At 50.6% G+C, this 14,024-nt stretch carries 13 protein-coding genes; 7 read left to right on the top strand and 6 right to left on the bottom strand.

The window, feature by feature from the left end; genetic code table 11:
* Positions 1-8: 8 nt before the first annotated feature.
* From H616_RS0107920 to H616_RS0107895, 6 genes are all read right to left on the bottom strand, one after another.
* Positions 9-1,115 (bottom strand): ABC transporter ATP-binding protein, encoded by a 1,107-nt coding sequence (locus H616_RS0107920; RefSeq protein WP_205619070.1) that lies wholly within the window; start codon positions 1,113-1,115, stop codon positions 9-11.
* The gene (locus tag H616_RS0107915; RefSeq protein ID WP_027966881.1) at positions 1,115-2,146 is read right to left on the bottom strand and encodes an ABC transporter ATP-binding protein; all 1,032 of its coding nucleotides are present in this window, start codon (positions 2,144-2,146) and stop codon (positions 1,115-1,117) included. Before H616_RS0107915 ends, H616_RS0107920 begins: the two co-directional genes overlap by 1 nt.
* A gap of 4 nt (positions 2,147-2,150) precedes the next feature.
* Positions 2,151-3,092 (bottom strand): ABC transporter permease, encoded by a 942-nt coding sequence (locus H616_RS0107910; RefSeq protein WP_027966880.1) that lies wholly within the window; start codon positions 3,090-3,092, stop codon positions 2,151-2,153.
* Positions 3,089-4,135 (bottom strand): ABC transporter permease, encoded by a 1,047-nt coding sequence (locus H616_RS0107905; protein WP_027966879.1) that lies wholly within the window; start codon positions 4,133-4,135, stop codon positions 3,089-3,091. The genes H616_RS0107910 and H616_RS0107905 overlap by 4 nt, the downstream gene beginning before the upstream one ends.
* A gap of 104 nt (positions 4,136-4,239) precedes the next feature.
* Positions 4,240-5,820 (bottom strand): ABC transporter substrate-binding protein, encoded by a 1,581-nt coding sequence (locus H616_RS0107900; RefSeq protein WP_027966878.1) that lies wholly within the window; start codon positions 5,818-5,820, stop codon positions 4,240-4,242.
* A gap of 146 nt (positions 5,821-5,966) precedes the next feature.
* Positions 5,967-6,620, bottom strand: coding sequence for a carbonic anhydrase (locus H616_RS0107895; RefSeq protein WP_027966877.1), 654 nt, complete (start codon positions 6,618-6,620; stop codon positions 5,967-5,969).
* A gap of 225 nt (positions 6,621-6,845) precedes the next feature.
* On the opposite strand from H616_RS0107895, the gene gorA reads away from it, so the two are divergent.
* The 7 genes from gorA to H616_RS0107860 all read left to right on the top strand — a co-directional run bounded on the left by gorA (position 6,846) and on the right by H616_RS0107860 (position 14,024).
* The gene (gorA, locus tag H616_RS0107890) at positions 6,846-8,207 is read left to right on the top strand and encodes a glutathione-disulfide reductase (protein ID WP_027966876.1); all 1,362 of its coding nucleotides are present in this window, start codon (positions 6,846-6,848) and stop codon (positions 8,205-8,207) included.
* Positions 8,208-8,454: 247 nt separating this feature from the next.
* Positions 8,455-9,033 (top strand): diaminobutyrate acetyltransferase, encoded by a 579-nt coding sequence (gene ectA / locus H616_RS0107885; protein ID WP_027966875.1) that lies wholly within the window; start codon positions 8,455-8,457, stop codon positions 9,031-9,033.
* A 99-nt stretch (positions 9,034-9,132) separates the two neighbouring features.
* A complete protein-coding gene (gene ectB / locus H616_RS0107880; RefSeq protein ID WP_027966874.1) occupies positions 9,133-10,404 on the top strand; it encodes a diaminobutyrate--2-oxoglutarate transaminase in 1,272 nt (423 codons plus the stop codon).
* A gap of 91 nt (positions 10,405-10,495) precedes the next feature.
* The gene (locus H616_RS0107875; protein ID WP_027966873.1) at positions 10,496-10,885 is read left to right on the top strand and encodes an ectoine synthase; all 390 of its coding nucleotides are present in this window, start codon (positions 10,496-10,498) and stop codon (positions 10,883-10,885) included.
* A 302-nt stretch (positions 10,886-11,187) separates the two neighbouring features.
* A complete protein-coding gene (locus H616_RS14500) occupies positions 11,188-11,388 on the top strand; it encodes a DUF3955 domain-containing protein (protein WP_035572747.1) in 201 nt (66 codons plus the stop codon).
* 186 nt (positions 11,389-11,574) lie between these two features.
* Entirely contained in the window at positions 11,575-12,390 is an 816-nt protein-coding gene (locus H616_RS0107865) for an ATP-dependent zinc protease family protein (protein WP_027966872.1), read from the top strand.
* Positions 12,391-12,515: 125 nt separating this feature from the next.
* Positions 12,516-14,024: an inactive transglutaminase family protein gene (locus H616_RS0107860; RefSeq protein ID WP_027966871.1), complete on the top strand. Its 1,509-nt coding sequence runs from the start codon at positions 12,516-12,518 to the stop codon at positions 14,022-14,024.

The raw sequence follows: 14,024 nt of genomic DNA, 5'->3' as shown, positions 1-14,024 counted from the left end.
GGGTGCAATCAGAGTGGAATACGTCCTTCCTCGATACCGTGGCAGGCCACCATTGCGCCATTATCTGTAGCAATCAAACGTGGAATTTCTTCTCGGCAGCGCCGCTCAGCATGCGGGCAGCGCCCATGAAATACGCAGCCTGAGGGTAAGTGAATCGGTGTTGGTACCTCGCCTTCAAGGCGCAAATGTTGTGGCCGTTCATCCTCAAGGCGAGGAATAGCTGACATCAAGGCTCGCGTGTAAGGGTGGAGTGGCTCGGCAAACAGCGTAGCCGTAGGTGCCACTTCACAGACTCGACCAAGATACATGACCGCCACTCGCGTGCCGAAATGCTCGACAACAGCCAAGTCGTGAGTGATAAACAGATAGGTCAGGTTATGCGCCTGCTGAGCATCCATCAACAGATTGAGCACCTGCGCCTGAATAGAAACGTCCAGTGCTGAGATGGGTTCGTCAGCCACAATAAACTCAGGATCTACCGCCAGGGCGCGCGCAATAGCAATACGCTGACGTTGGCCGCCAGAGAACTCGTGGCCAAAACGTGCGCCCCAGTCAGGCGCAATACCTACCGATGTCATCACTTCGCTAACTTTATCTTTGACTTGTCGATAGTCCCAAGTAGGGTGATGCAGCCGAATGGGTTCTTCCAGCGTTTGCTGAATTGTCATGCGTGGGTTCAGTGATGCATAAGGATTCTGAAAAATCATCTGCATACGTTGCCGCCATGGCAGCAGTGCCTTGGCACCAAGCTGATCAATACGCTCGCCGTCGTAGTGGATCTCACCGGCCGTCGGGTTGAGTAACCCCATAACAACCCGTGCCACGGTAGACTTGCCACAGCCTGACTCACCGACCACACACAGAGCCTCACCACGCTGGATATCAAGGTCGACGCCATTGATGGCATGCACAAACTTCTGCTCACGAACCACCCGTCCGCCCTTGAACTTAAGCTGCTCCAAGACGTCGCCAGAGAGTGAAAAGTGCTTTTCCAATCCTCGAATCGAGAGCAGAGGGGCCGTTGCTGGTATCTTGTTTTCAGCCGCCTTGTTTTCAGCCGCCTTGTTTTCAGCTGACTGAGTGCCGACTGACGCTGTTGCAGACATAACAGACATTAGTGTGCCTCCTTGGCAGGCGCGGACTGGTCTGCCTGTACTGGCTTATTTTCTGCCACCATATGACAACTCACCTGGCGCGCATCAGCACCTGTCAGTGGCGGCACCTGATCACGGCACCCTGGGCGAGGGCGGCCATCATCAAGGGTGGCAAATGGGCAGCGTGGATGAAAGGCACAGCCTGAGGGCAGCTTATCCAACGATGGCATACTCCCAGGAATTTGATTCAGCCGACTGCCAGGCGTTGCCATCTGCGGCAGTGCTTGAATTAACCCTTGGGTGTATGGATGAAGAGGGTTGTTAATGATTTCGCGTGTTGGCCCCTGTTCGATAACACGGCCAGCGTACATTACCAGCATACGCTCAGTAACCTGGCTGACCACACCAAGGTCATGAGTGATCAAAATCAGTCCCACATCCTGTTTTTCACACAGATCAAGCAGTAACGCCATTACTTCCGCTTGAATGGTGACATCCAGTGCCGTCGTCGGCTCATCGGCAATGATGATGTCTGGATCCAGCAGCAGGGCAATGGCAATGATTACCCGTTGTCGCATCCCACCAGAAAGCTCGTGAGGATACTGGTCAAGACGCGCTTCAGGCGCAGGAATCTGTGCTAACTGAAGTTTTTCTAATGCAACTTTCCGCGCCTCTCGTTTGCTAATACGGCGGTGTGCTTTGAGGCACTCGATCATCTGTTCGCCAATACTGAGCACAGGATTAAGCGTCATCATCGGGTCTTGAAAAATCATAGACATGCGATGACCACGAATACGTCGCAAAGCGCGGTCGCTCAGTCCGACCAACTCTTCGCCATCGAAGACAATATGGCTGCCGTTAGCGATATAGCCAGGTTTTGCGATCAGATTAAGCAGGCTGAATGCAGCGACGGATTTACCTGCGCCAGATTCGCCGACAATCCCTAAGCGCTCGCCCTTATCTAGGCTGAAGCAGACGTCACGCAGCGCCTGAACATCACCACGGCGCAGAGCGAAGCGAACATCGAGGTGGTTAACATCAAGAAGTGCCATGGAGTCAGCCCTTGTAAAGTCGCGGGTTGAGGACATCGCGCAGCCAGTCGCCCAGCAGGTTGATGACGAGTACCAAGATAACGAGTACAAGCCCCGGCACCAAGGTAATCCACCAAGAGCCAGACTGCAGATAATCGAAGCCTGACTTGATCAACGAGCCAAGCGATGGCTGAGTTTCCGGCATGCCTAAGCCAAGAAACGAGAGTGCAGCTTCTGAAATAATGGCGTTAGCCACCTGAACGGTAGAAATAACAAAAATGGGTGACAACGTATTGGGCAGAATATGACGGAACATGATGCGCACGCTGGACAGCCCCATAACCCGCGCGGCGTCAACGTACTCCTTGCCTCTTTCTGCTAATACCGAAGCACGTACAGTACGTGCATACTGCGGCCATTCGGCTAGGCCGATAATTAACACTAACAGAGGCACGGCATAGGTGTTATAGGTCACACCGCCAAAAACTGCTTTGAATAACGCACCAACAATAATGGCTACCATTAAGGTGGAGAACGACAGCTGAATATCGGCTAAGCGCATCAGGAAGGCATCAATTTTACCACCTTTATATCCCGCGAGCAGGCCAAAGCAGACGCCTAATGCCGCTTGCAATGCAACGGCTCCAAAGCCAATGATTAGCGAGACCCGAGTGCCATACAAGATGGTTGACAGCATGTCTCGCCCTTGAGAGTCGGTACCCAACAAGTAGTCCGGCTCGCTGCCATCTACCCAAAATGGTGGCAATTCTGATGCCATAATATCGATTTGGGCTAAGTCATATGGATCTGCCGGTGATATCCAGGGGGCTAAAAAAGCCGCCGCGACCATAAAGATAAAAACCAGCAGACTCAATTGGGCAACGGGATCGCGCTTGAAGCTGTACCACAGCCAAGAGTCGTTCAGCCGTTCCCGTATGCTTGGCGGGGAAGAGGTTGCGCTACTCATGCGGGTTTTCCTGTCAGCTTGACGGTGGGGTTGACTAAGCCATAGATCAGATCAACCAAGGTGTTGGTAATAGTAAATATTAGCCCGACGATAACGAGATAAGTGACAATTAATGGAATGTCTGAGCGCTCAATGGCATTCAAAAACATCAATCCCACGCCAGGCCACTGAAATACAGTTTCAGTCAAAATGGTGTAGGCCACTAGGGTACCAATTTGCACGCCACCCACAGTAATAACCGGCAGCATGGTATTTTTTAGCGCATGCAAAAAGTAAATGCGTTGTGGCGAGAGACCTTTAGCCCGTGCAAATTTGATGTAGTCTGACTGCAAGACTTCCAGCATTTCCGCACGGATCAGGCGTATAAATAGCGGCAACATGATTGATGCCAAAGACACCGCAGGCAGGATTAAATAGCTCAGCCCCTTAATGCTGGCAAAGTTGGTGTACCAAGTGCCCAATACGTGCACCGGATCACCGCGGCCATAGGCTGGCATTCCGCCATTGGTGGACACCAAGTCATTCAACCACTGCCCCCAGCCAGTATCTGTCGGAAAGGGCGTCCAACTAACACCGATGGCAAACAGTTGAATCAGCACAATAGCTGTCAAGAACACCGGTATAGAAATACCGATGATCGACACACCCATGAAAAAACGCGATAACCAGGCACGGGGCTTAATCGCACTGTAAACCCCAATAGGTACTGATAGCAGAATGATCAGCACGGTCGTCGCTGCCACGAGTTCTAGCGTGGCGGGTAAATGTCGCAGAATCACTTCAGTGGTGGGTTGATTGAATACGTAGGAATAACCAAAATCGAAATGCAGGGCGTTACCGGCAAAACGTAAATACTGGGTTATGAAGGGATCATTTAGTCCCAACTCGTCGCGCAAGGCATCTCGCTCACTTTCTGGTACAGACTGGCCGACAAGCTGCTGAACCGGGTCACCCAGATTATCTTGAATGGCGAAAGCGATCAGGCTGATGACAAACATCACCAGCAGCGCATGAAACAAACGCTTGATTAAAAAAGCAATCATGTGTCACGTCCCGTAAGCTTCACGTAGTAGATGTCAGATGTGAGAGAACACTTGTGAGAAAGCTACCGGCCCCTGGGTGCGAGGGCCGGCAACCCGTAGCTTACTTACTGATCGTCAGGCGTGATAACCAAGTCTCCCAAGTACGGGAAGTTCATCACATTCAGCACCGGCTCAATATCAAAATTGGCCGCCGATGCCCAAGCCAGGTCTTGCCAATGTAGAGGGATATACGCGGCTTCATCGTACAGGGCTTGCTCAACCTGCTGCAGCATTTCGGCACGCTTGGCTAAGTCAATCTCCAGGTTGGCCTGTGTCACCAAGGCATCGAGTTCTGGGTTGCAGTAATTACCCGCATTGTATTGACCCGCACCAGTCGCTGCATCAGGGCAAGCAGAGAGGTATTCATGGAAGTTCGCTGAGTCTTCGGTGTCTGAGTGCCAGCCAATCATCATCATGTCGGCACTACGATCATCGAACTCTCCCCAATACTGGGCCTTGGGCAGGGTTTTTAGATCTACCGTCACATTAATTTTTGCCAGCATGGCGGCAACAGCCTGAGCAATCTTGGCATCGTTCACATAACGGTTGTTAGGCGCCATCATGCTGATCTCAAAGCCGTCAGCATAGCCGGCTTCTTCCATCAACTGTTTGGCTTTTTCTAGGTCATAACGCGGCTCAAGTTCAGGGAGGTGCCCCACATAGCCTGCTGGCGAAGCTTGTGCGGCGGGTGTTGCAAACCCCTTCATCAATCGGTCAGCGATACCTTCTTGGTTAATAGCGTAAACAAACGCCTGACGTACGCGCTCATCCTTAAACGCATCAACACGTTCCTGGTCCATATGGAACAGGATAATTCGCGTGCCTGACATAGTGACCAGCTCAACGCCGTCATCGTTGCGCACCCGGTCTAAGTCATTAGGTGGCACAGGGGCAATAAAATCTACATCACCAGACAGCAAAGCAGCGATGCGGGTGGCATTTTCACTAATCGGGGTCAGTACAATGTTATCTACGTTACCTGGAGATTCGCTGTCCCAATAATCGTCAAACCGCTCGAAATTAACACGAACTCCCTGCTGTCGATCCGTCACCACATAAGGACCCGTGCCTGATATATGTGTTGAAGCAAAGGAGTTACCGTTTTTAACAATTTCGTCTTTTGCGTCCCCATCTTCTGTCTCACCGGAATAGAACTGACTATCCATGGGGAAGATGTAGGTCGCTAAGTTCAGCAGTAGCGGGAAGGGCTCGTTGGTGTGGAACTCAACGGTATGCTCATCAACAGCAGTCACACTGTCGACAGGCTCAAAAATGGCCTTGAAATCAGGGCTGCGTTTCAGTCGCTCGACAGTCCAAACCACATCTTCTGCGGTGAAAGGGTTGCCGCTATGGAAGGTAACACCGTCACGTACCGTCATACGCATGGTCGTATCGTCAACTTGCTCCCATTCCGTAGCCAAGCGAGGTTCGAATTCAAAATCTTTAGTCCAGCGTACCAAGGGGTCAAAGGACATATGCGACAACTGCAGAATGCCACCGGAAAGCTGCTCATGGATATCCATTGAAACTGGATCAGCGTCATATGCCATACGCAGAGTGGTCTCAGCCATAGCCGCTGGCGAAAGGGTGGCTGCAGTAATTGCAGTGCCAATCATACTGGCTAACAGTGTCTTCTTGAATTTCATGTGCAACTCCCTGCTTCGCAGTTTTTATTCAATATTTTAAGCGCTTGAGCCGGAGTACATCTCCGGCTTTCAAGCATACACTTCACCATAATGTTATTCAGTGAGCAAAAGAATAAGGATATGCTTTTTGCTAACTGCGACGATTTTCAATCGTCATCTAGGGAGGTCAGGTGGTCAATGCGATATAGCTTAGCTACCTGATCGAGTCCGTGCACACTGCATTTCAGATCAGTCACGCGACCATCACCAAGCCCGTAGGTCCAGCCATGTACCGACAATTTCTGGCCGCGCTGCCAGGCTCGCTGCACAATTTTAGTTCGGCACAGGGTGTTGACCTGAGCCATCGCATTCAGCTCACACATGCGATCAACCTGCTCTGCCATGGACAGGTGTTCGAGGTCGGCACGGTGCAAACTGTAAAGCTCGCGAACAGAGTGCAGCCAATAATCCACAATACCGAATTCTCCGCCTAGCATGGCGGCATGGATGGCTCCGCACCCGTAATGACCAACGATCATGATATGGCGCACTTTAAGCACATCTACGGCATACTGCACAACAGAAAGTGCATTCATATCATTCGCGTGGATCAAGTTACCCACATTGCGGTGAACAAACACTTCACCAGGCGGAAGGTCGATGATCTGGTTGGCAGGTACACGGCTGTCTGAGCAACCGATCCACAGGTATTCTGGCGCTTGTTGTCTGGCCAGTCGAGCGAAGTAGTCAGGGTCCTCTTGGCGCTTCTGGTCTGCCCAAGCGCGGTTATTTTCCAGCAATTTTTTAATTTCGTATTTCACTAGGGGCTCCTTTGTGTTCCAGTCAGATTTGGAGGGGAGGCGAGCTGGAAAAAGTAACTTTTTTTAAATCCGCGCCTCTATTTACCGCCCGAGCAGCAGTGAGTCAACAACCTCTTGGCTGTTAACGTGGCGTAGCGAACGTCTCCCTGCAGCGTTTACAGACTGGTATAATTCCCTTATTAACTATAGCCCTTGCTAGGGGCGATCCCAAATCAGGAGTTGTCCGTGTCACAGTTCGACTATGATCTATTTGTTATTGGCGCAGGCTCAGGAGGCGTTCGTGCGGCACGTACTGCTGCTGCCAGCGGTGCCAAAGTTGCTGTTGCCGAGGATCGGTATCTTGGTGGTACTTGCGTTAACGTAGGTTGTGTGCCCAAGAAGCTGTATTCCTACGCGGCTCATTTTCATGAATCATTCGACGATGCCGTGGGGTTTGGCTGGACGCTTCCTGCTGCGCCAGAGTTTAACTGGGCGACCCTGCGCGACAACAAGATAGGCGAAATCAAACGGCTCAATGGTATTTACGGGCGCTTGCTTGAAGGTGCCAATGTACGCCTAATCAACGGGCGCGCAACAGTTACAGGCGCGCATGAAGTGCAAGTGGGTAATGAGCGTATTACGGCTGAAAAAATTCTGGTAGCTGTCGGCGGGTGGCCATGGACACCAGAGTTCCCAGGTAGTGAGTACACACTGAACTCTAACCAGGTTTTTGATCTAGAAACGTTTCCGCAGCGCTTTCTGGTATTGGGCGGAGGTTACATCGCCGTTGAATTTGCTAGTATTTTCAACGGATTAGGTAGTGAGTCGCATTTAGTCTACCGCGGCGACCTGTTTCTGCGTGGCTTTGACCAGGAAGTGCGTGAATTTACTCGCCAGGAAATGGGAAAGAAGGGCGTTAACCTACATTTCGAGGCAAACATTGAGCGTATCGACAAAGTAGAAAATGGACTCAATGTTACCCTGACAAACGGCGAGAGCCTTGAGGTTGATGTCGTGCTATCGGCTACAGGCCGTCGCCCGCACCTTGAGGGGCTGGGATTAAGCACGCTGGGTGTCGCTACCCAAGAAAACGGCAAGCTGGCTGTTAATGAGCGTTTTGAAACCTCAATCCCTTCGATCCTTGCCTTAGGGGATATTATTGATGGCCCTGAGTTAACGCCAGTTGCACTGGAAGAAGCTATGCATTTGGTGGCACATCACTATGGCGATACGCCAGTCGAACCGTTGGATTATGCTCATATCGCGACCGCTGTTTTCTGTCATCCGAACATTGGTACCGTCGGGCTTTCTGAAGAAGCGGCGCGTGAGCATTACAACGCTATTCGCGTCTATAGCGCTGATTTTCGGCCCATGAAGCACACTCTCTCAGGAAGCGAAGAGCGCTGCTTAATGAAGCTTATCGTTGATGACGAGAGTGATGTGGTGGTTGGCGCACATATGGTGGGTGAAGAAGCTGGAGAAGTTATCCAAGGCATTGCCATCGCCGTTCGCGCTGGCCTGACCAAGGCTCAATTTGACCTTACCGTGGGCATTCACCCAACAGGCGCAGAAGAGTTCGTTACTATGCGTACGCCAACGCGCTGCTAAATCGCTCGCCACTACATTACTTGCCATAGCAACTAGACAGGCCACCCGCGGGTGGCCTTTTTGTTAGTGTGAAACGCTCACAACTCACTCTGCTACTGCCTGTTAACGGATTGCTTGATCACGCCGTTGTCATCGACATGTCATAATTTTAATTTATGGCTTTTACCTATTTGCATAATACGAGCTTTGATAAATGTAAAGCAGACTGTTAAGATGCACGTCGACTTTCGCAACAGCGAACTGACACATGAATGTAGCAACAGACCCTTTTACCCCCTCTGTCGAGCTGGCAAGGCCCAGCGTGGCTGATACAGTCGTTAGCCATAACACCAACCCATTGTTTATCCGCAAACCCAACCCAGATGACGGCTGGGCCATCTATGAGCTGGTAAAGTCTTGCCCTCCACTAGATGTGAATTCAGCCTATGCCTACTTGCTACTAGCTACTCAATTTCGCGATACCTGCGCCGTTGCCACCAATGAAAGCGACGAGGTGGTCGGGTTCGTTTCTGGTTATGTGAAGCATAGTGCCCCCGATACTTATTTTCTTTGGCAGGTGGCCGTAGGTGAAAAAGCTCGTGGTACTGGGTTGGCGCGTCGTTTAGTAGAGGCCGTGCTGGCACGCTCAGAACTTGATTCGGTGCATCACCTGGAAACGACGATAACACCGGATAACAAAGCATCATGGACGTTGTTTCGTCGCTTATCTCAGCGCTGGCAAGCCCCTCTAAATAGCCGCGAATACTTCTCGACCTATCAGCTTGGCGGGGAACACGACCCTGAAAACCTAGTGCGCATCGGTCCATTTAATACTATTCAGGCTTGATCCTGGCCACTCATCATCCGCTAACCGAGTCGTGATGATGCATTTGGCGTATCGCTGGCTATTTATCCGGTTCAATCTACACATTTAATGGAGGTCGACATGCAGACCCAGATTTTTGAACATATGGAATCTAACGTCCGTACGTATTCGCGCTCGTTTCCAGTCGTATTCACTACGGCCAAAAATGCGCGCTTGACCGATGAAGACGGCAGGGAATACATCGACTTTCTGGCTGGGGCAGGCACGTTAAATTACGGTCACAATAACCCTGAGATTAAGAAGGCGCTAATCGATTACCTATCAGAAGACAACATCATTCACGGTCTAGACTTCTGGACAACAGCAAAACGCGACTATATTGAAGCGCTTGAAGAAATTATCCTAAAACCACGTGGGCTGGATTATAAGGTTCAGTTCCCGGGGCCGACTGGAACTAACGCGGTTGAAGCAGCCATTCGTTTAGCACGCAAGGTTAAGGGTCGCCATAACATTGTTACCTTCACGAATGGGTTTCATGGTGTCACCATGGGTGCATTAGCAACAACCGGCAATCGCAAGTTTCGAGAAGCCACGGGCGTGCCAACGATAGGTGCGAGCTTTCTGCCTTATGATGGTTACTTGGGCGACCATACCAATACCCTAGACTATTTTGAAAAGCTGTTGGGCGACAACTCCAGTGGGCTGGATATACCTGCCGGCGTGATTGTTGAGACAGTGCAAGGCGAGGGCGGAATCAACGTTTGTCATACCGACTGGCTGAAACGGCTAGAGCGGATTTGCCGTGCTCACGATATTTTATTGATCATCGATGATATTCAGGCGGGCTGTGGTCGAACCGGAAAATTTTTCAGCTTTGAGCATGCAGATGTTGTGCCCGATATTGTGACCAATTCCAAGTCACTCTCTGGGCTGGGTCTACCGTTTTCACAAGTGTTAATGCGTCGAGAACTCGATGTTTGGGAACCAGGGCAGTACAACGGTACCTTCCGAGGCTTTGCCATGGCATTCACAACCGCTGCTGCTGCGCTCCGCACGTATTGGCAAGATGATAGTTTTGAGCGCGAAGTCCAGCGTAAAGGAAACCTCATCGCAGAACGCTTCGCCTCCATTGCCACATGGATCAGTGAGCAGGGCATCGACGCCTCTGAGCGTGGTCGCGGGATGATGCGTGGAATTGATGTCGGCACTGGCGAAATTGCTGACAAAATCACTCAGCGTGCTTTTGAGAATGGCTTGGTGATTGAAACCAGTGGCCATGATGGTGAGGTTGTTAAGTGCTTGTGTCCTCTAACAATTTCTGATGAAGACCTGAGCCAAGCGCTAGAGATACTCGAAACCAGCACAAAAGAAGCGCTGACAGACATAACCTGATATTAAAGAAACCTATTTATAGCTGCCCCTGGAAAGTGATCAGGGGCAGCTTATTGATGAATAAATGGTAAACCGCTAACCGGAGAAACGCATGATTGTTCGTAATCTAGATGAAGCGCGTCAGACAGATCGCCTGGTCAAAGCCGAAAACGGCAACTGGGACAGCACGCGTCTGTCGTTGGCAGATGATGGCGGCAACTGCTCATTCCACATCACCCGCATTTTTGAAGGCACGGAAACCCACATTCATTACAAACACCATTTCGAAGCGGTGTACTGCATTGAAGGTGAAGGTGAAGTTGAAACCCTGGCTGATGGTAAAATTTGGCCGATCAAGCCAGGCGACATCTATATCCTCGACCAGCATGATGAGCATTTGCTGCGTGCGCATAAAACCATGCATTTAGCCTGTGTATTCACGCCAGGCTTGAGCGGAAAGGAAGTGCATCGGGACGATGGCTCTTACGCGCCCGTTGAGTAAAATAATGCCTTAGCATTGAGCAAGTACGCTAAAAACCCCCTAGCATACGTCATAGCATGCCAGGGGGTTTTTAGATTTATGGGCCATGAACCAATTCGTATATTTCGGGTCTCAGTCGCGGTATCTGAGTATCGAACATTATGCCAACCCTTAAGTTCGCATAATGTATATTATGTTAAATTGGGTCATAGGCGTCACCAGCTGGTCAACCGCACTCGCGTTGCTGAAACCATGCTGAAACCATCGCGACAGCAAGTATTGCTCCCAATGAGACTCACTAATATTCACTTGAGGAAGTATAGATGAAAAAATGGTTGCGTATTTCCGGCGTCACCTCTTTGATGTTAGCTGCGCTCTCCTGGCTGGTCGAAACACTTTTTTATGGCGATATCGACGAGACTGGCGTGCTTCAGGAAAGTTTTTTTCTCCCCCTCGCCTTCATTCTTGCTGCGCTGGGTATTGTTTTGCTGGTGGCATCCTTCCTTACACGCCGCAGTCGATAGTCCGGCAGCACTTTTTTACACCGACGCAAGCTGTCACAGCAATGCTAGCTAATGGACAGTCGTCAGTATGCTCCTTATTATCGTAGCCGCACGTATGTTGGTATACGACCTGGCGAGTTTTTCTGGCCTTTTGTCATACTCGTTTTGTTTGCCATTATCAAAAGCCTTTCACAAGGATGTAAACGCATGTTGACTCGCCCATCGTTGGTGGTATTCCTGATGACAGGCCTGTCAGTGCTTGGCGGCTGTGCTCAGCTTAATAAGCCGCCCGCTGACGTGCCACCACCTCCCGTGACCTCACCAGAATTTACGGCTCGCATGGATCAGCTAGAAAATATGCTTTCTACTCAATGCGGTAGCAATCTGTCTTCGTTGATTGCACAGCGCGACCCTGCCGTAATCAGTCAAAACGTTACCGAGCTTAGCCAGCAAGTCCGGAACATGCGTAATGACATTACCCTGCTTGCAAAAAATAATAAAAAACAGGTGATTGAAAAGAATCAACAAAGCTGTCCCCAGGCTGTCGACTTAGGTGAAGGAAAAACCGTTTTAGGGCGTAATGAATGGATTGGCCTGCCAACCGTTGGCACCTATTTGGAAGCTCGCATTGATACCGGTGCTAACACCTCATCGCTGAGTGCTCGTGACATCACTCCGTTTGAACGTGATGGCGAAAACTGGGTGCGCTTTAAACTAGGCCTTGATGATAAAGACCAGGCAACTGAGGCAGTAAGGAATGACTGGATAGAAGCACCGGTAGTGCGACGAGTTAAAATCATTCAGGCAACTGGCGAGGCATCACGCCCAGTTATTAAGTTACTGATGACCCTCGGCACCATCCGCCAGCATATTGAGTTTACTCTGACCGATCGGACTCACCTTGAGTTTCCGGCCCTGCTTGGACGACGCTTTCTGTTAGATATCGCCATCGTTGATGTTGCGCGTCAGCATGTTCATGACCAGCCCGTTTTCACACAGCAGGCTGATGAGACAGAGCAGTAATCTTCTAACGACAGCAATGCTAAAAACGCGGCTGAATAACGCCTTAACACTGGCATGGTTGCACTGCCTGAGCACAGGTTGACAGTAAGCAATTGTGTCGCTTCTGACTGTAACAAGGATGCCCCATGTCACGACTCCCCTTTTATTTGGTTGTCGCCCTACTCTTTCTGGTCGGCATTGGAATGAGCGTGCATCGGCATATCGAGTTTGACGTGCCGTGGTTACCAGGTGAGCAACGCCAAGTCTGGGAAATTGAAGCACAAGTTAATTTTATTGCTGATGGTGGCCCAGCCAGTGTGGATTTGGCATTACCGTCAACCCAAGAAGGCTACCGGGTACTTACCGAACATACCGCCTCACCGGGCTATGGCCTGCATTTTTCTGATGATTCACGGGGACGTCGTGCCCAATGGGCAGCTCGTGACGTAGAGGGTAGCCAACAGCTGTTTTATAGCGCACAGGTTATGGTGGCTCCTCAGGCCACTTCAATCGAGCAAGAGTCGCTCAAAACCTTGCCCTCAGTGGCTTGGGAGCCGCCTTACGACACCGCTGCTGCTGAGGTAATCCAACGTGCTTGGGCACAGAGTGCCGATGACATCAGCTTTACTCGTGAGCTTATTCAGAACGTTAATGCCGACCGTCTAGGCGAAAATACGCGGCTGTTATTGACGCAGTTTGATCGTGTCCCCCTTTTGGTGAAGTTGCTAAACCAGGCGGGTGTTGTCGCACAGGAAGTCAGCGCCTTACCACTCGAACATGGGCGGCGCAGGCAGCCACTGACAACCTGGATTCAGGTCTATCACGATAACTCAAGAACACTTTTTGATCCGAAAAGTGGTGCAATGGGCAAACCTGACAACTTGTTATTGTGGGAAAATAACGGTCAGTCGGTGTTGGACGTTGAAGGCGGCTCACGCTCACGAGTCAGCTTCTCAATGCTGTCTCGCAACCAACCAGCTAAAGCAGCGGTTCGATCTCAGCAGGCGGGCTCTGAGACCCTGCTAAACTTCTCAATTCACAGCTTACCCCTTGAAGAACAAGCGCTGTTTCAAACGATACTGCTGCTTCCCGTCGGGGCTTTGATGGTCGTATTGTTGCGCGTACTAATTGGCGTTAAAACGTCTGGTACGTTCATGCCGGTGCTAATTGCTTTAGCGTTTATTCAAACGTCACTTCTGACAGGTGTCATTGGCTTTCTGCTCGTTGTTGCTGTCGGCCTGGTTATTCGTAATTATCTTTCTTACCTAAACCTGTTGCTGGTCGCCCGAGTCTCGGCAGTCATTATTACGGTGATTGCAATTATCGCGGTATTTTCCGTGCTAGCGTATCGTTTTGGGCTTAACGCTGGGCTGCAGATTACTTTCTTCCCGATGATCATTCTCGCGTGGACTATTGAACGGATGTCGATACTCTGGGAAGAAGAAGGCCCCAAGGAAGTGCTGATTCAAGGGGGCGGCAGTTTGCTGACAGCAGTGCTGGCGTATCTCGCCATGAATAATGCGATTATTCGCTACATCACTTTTAACTTCATTGGTGTGCAGCTAATCCTGATGGGGTTAATTCTGATGCTTGGCAATTACACGGGATATCGTTTGCTGGAGCTGCGCCGCTTCAAACCTGCGACTGAGGACTAA

Source organism: Halomonas halocynthiae DSM 14573 (genome assembly GCF_000425725.1).
GTDB classification, from domain to species: Bacteria; Pseudomonadota; Gammaproteobacteria; order Pseudomonadales; family Halomonadaceae; genus Halomonas; species Halomonas halocynthiae.
Note: the sequence above shows the minus strand (reverse complement) of the source record. Positions and strands in the feature narration are given on the sequence as shown.